This is a genomic window from Petrocella sp. (assembly GCF_059865615.1).
Genome location: NZ_JCBCDA010000100.1, coordinates 1 through 2,481, shown reverse-complemented (window position 1 = coordinate 2,481; position 2,481 = coordinate 1). Strand labels below are relative to the sequence as shown.

Below are 2,481 nucleotides of genomic sequence, written 5' to 3'. Positions count from 1 at the left end.
TTTTGATGCAAAAGTATCTAGCCTATCCGCTTTTTCAGCCAAAGCAGCGATTTTTTTCTGGGCAAACCAGTCTGCATTACTTGTATTATTAGTACTGCCTCCGGGTAGGCTTGAGATTTTTTTGCATATTGTTTTTTTAATTGTGTCCCCATAATCTCTTGCTTGATTGGCCGCTTTATTAGCATTTTTGATACTTGAGCTTAATTCACTATAATTCAATACCAATACGCTCATCTTATTTCCCCTTTATTTAATTCAAATGACTCACTACTCTCTATTAATAGGTTCTATCATCTCCTTAGAATCACTACCTTCAAGGAGTGTTGTATTGAGATTTCTGTCATAATCTCCTTTTTGTTTGAAGTAATTATAGTTGGTCGGAAAATCAAATTTATGCTGTAACTGTTGATTCATAATATCTAATTTCCCTTGAATGGTAACTTCTTCAAATATGGATGGAGCCGTATCACCATATATATTATTACTTGTGATGATTAATAAGACTATTAAGATTTCTATTATCTTCAGTATATTTTTCATACTTACTCCTATTTATTAAATACTTGAACATTCACATAGGCTCCTCCATAGGCTGAAGCAATACTAATATATTTTTGTCCAGCAGAGATCTTTGTATATTCAATCTTGTCATCATATACTTCTTTTGTCTTCACAATATCCATAACCTTTTTGACAGTCGCTTGATCGAATTTACACAGTAGGGCTTTTTCTACTGCGTCATGTTGTTCCTCAAGTCCTGTGCGTTCCAATAAATTAACCGACATTAATATTTCACTGTATCCTTTAGCAATCAGTTCAAGCTTTGTGAACTCATATTTTAATCCTGTGGCTTCTTTTACCGGTAATGTATATCCATATACGGTGACCGTCTCTCTACCACCCCAACCGATAACAACTTCTAACCTTTCTCTTTCATCAAAAAGCCTTACTAATATGGTACTTGCTTCTGCTCGTGTTGCATTTCCGGTTGCTTTAAAGGTTCTATCCAGGTACCCACCTATAATCCCTCTGGCATAGACTTTTCTAACATATGTTTGGTAAGACCTATTGATGCTGCCAATGTCTTTTATTAGGAGGTCTACATCTTCTGTCACTTCAGCTTCTTTGTATACTTTCTCCGTTGCTAGGACTACCATCTTAGCCATTTCCTGTCTGGTTATGGCCCTGTCATAACTTGTGATATTCATATCCCCTTTTTCGAGGATGCCTACGGCTTCTGCTTTTGTCATATAGGGTGTCACCCAATGATCTTTATCACTTTCCTTTTGAACGCCATAGATACTTGCTATTAATATTTTCGTGAATTCTGCTTTTGTAATCGTTCCATTTGGTTTTATTGTTCCGTCTGTGTATCCAGCTATCCCATCTACGGCAACTAATTTTGCCATATGGTTTGCGTACCATTCTGCTTTTATGTAATCCTCAAATTCTTTTGCTATCTCTGTCTTTAAGCTGTTTAAGGTGGTATCATTGATATCTTTTACAGTCGATACCTTACCTTTAATATCTTCTAGTGTTGTGGCGTTTATCGTAATACTTCCTACTAACATTGCTAATACTAATATGGCTGTTATGACTCTCTTCATCTTTTTACTCTCCTCTTTTAGTGGTATTTTTTATATTTATATGTCTTTTTGTCTTTGCATATATGATCGTTCTATTTAATTTATCACATATATTTAATGAATACAATGATTTTTAATTTATTTCTCTAATATATATTTCAATTAATTATCCATCTAACTACTACTCATAAATGCTGAATTTCGTTAATACTTCTTGTAAATTTCTAGCATTCTAATACAATCACTTATCTACTCTTCTAGCTCAAGACTGATTTTATTATAGGCTTCATATTCCATCTCAAGTTCCTTACGAATATCATCAAAGTTAATATCTAACCGTTCTTCTGCTTGAACTGTATCGTATATAAAAGCATTTTTTTTATTGTAATCAACAAATTTATTATAATACTCTTTTGCTTTTTCCATCTTATCTATTTCTTCATAATAATAAGCGCTAAAAGCATAATAATGAGATTTATTAACTTTACTAATTGAAACTATTCTTAACTTATTAAGTATTTTTTTCGCTTTCTTATGCTCCCCTGTTTTTATATAATATAGGCAATCTACTATCAAAGAATTCATGTTTGTAAAGTGTTCATTTTTATATTCATTTATTAATATTTCTGCATTTGCAAAATCATCCAAAGCCAAATATAACATTGCCATTTCTAATTTTAGCCCTTTTCTTTCTGGCTTTAATTGATATAAGTGTTCTAAATATTCAATAGCTTTCTCAGGATTATAGGTTTTTGGAGAATAGCTATACATATCCACTAAAAAAGCATACATTTGCAGATTTCTAATTTCACAATACTCTTTGTATTTAGGATCATCAACCTGAATCGTAACTGCTGTCTTCAGTAATTCAATCGTTCTATCAGAATCAGGAAAT

General features: G+C 32.3%; 4 protein-coding genes. All 4 read right to left on the bottom strand.

The features are described from left to right. A partial coding sequence (locus tag AC6F8J_RS10670; RefSeq protein ID WP_500723252.1) for a hypothetical protein occupies positions 1-234 on the bottom strand: 234 nt, incomplete at its 3' end. Between the two features lie 33 nt (positions 235-267). Then, a complete protein-coding gene (locus tag AC6F8J_RS10665; protein WP_500723250.1) occupies positions 268-540 on the bottom strand; it encodes a hypothetical protein in 273 nt (90 codons plus the stop codon). Between the two features lie 8 nt (positions 541-548). Continuing rightward, positions 549-1,607: an S-layer homology domain-containing protein gene (locus tag AC6F8J_RS10660; RefSeq protein ID WP_500723248.1), complete on the bottom strand. Its 1,059-nt coding sequence runs from the start codon at positions 1,605-1,607 to the stop codon at positions 549-551. Between the two features lie 228 nt (positions 1,608-1,835). Then, positions 1,836-2,481 (bottom strand): tetratricopeptide repeat protein (locus AC6F8J_RS10655; RefSeq protein ID WP_500723246.1); only part of this gene is annotated, 646 nt, incomplete at its 5' end.

Bases quoted from the DNA above. Each gene is read 5' to 3' on its own strand.
- AC6F8J_RS10665 (WP_500723250.1), bottom strand. From the start codon at position 540: ATGAAAAATATACTGAAGATAATAGAAATCTTAATAGTCTTATTAATC.
- AC6F8J_RS10660 (WP_500723248.1), bottom strand. From the start codon at position 1,607: ATGAAGAGAGTCATAACAGCCATATTAGTATTAGCAATGTTAGTAGGA.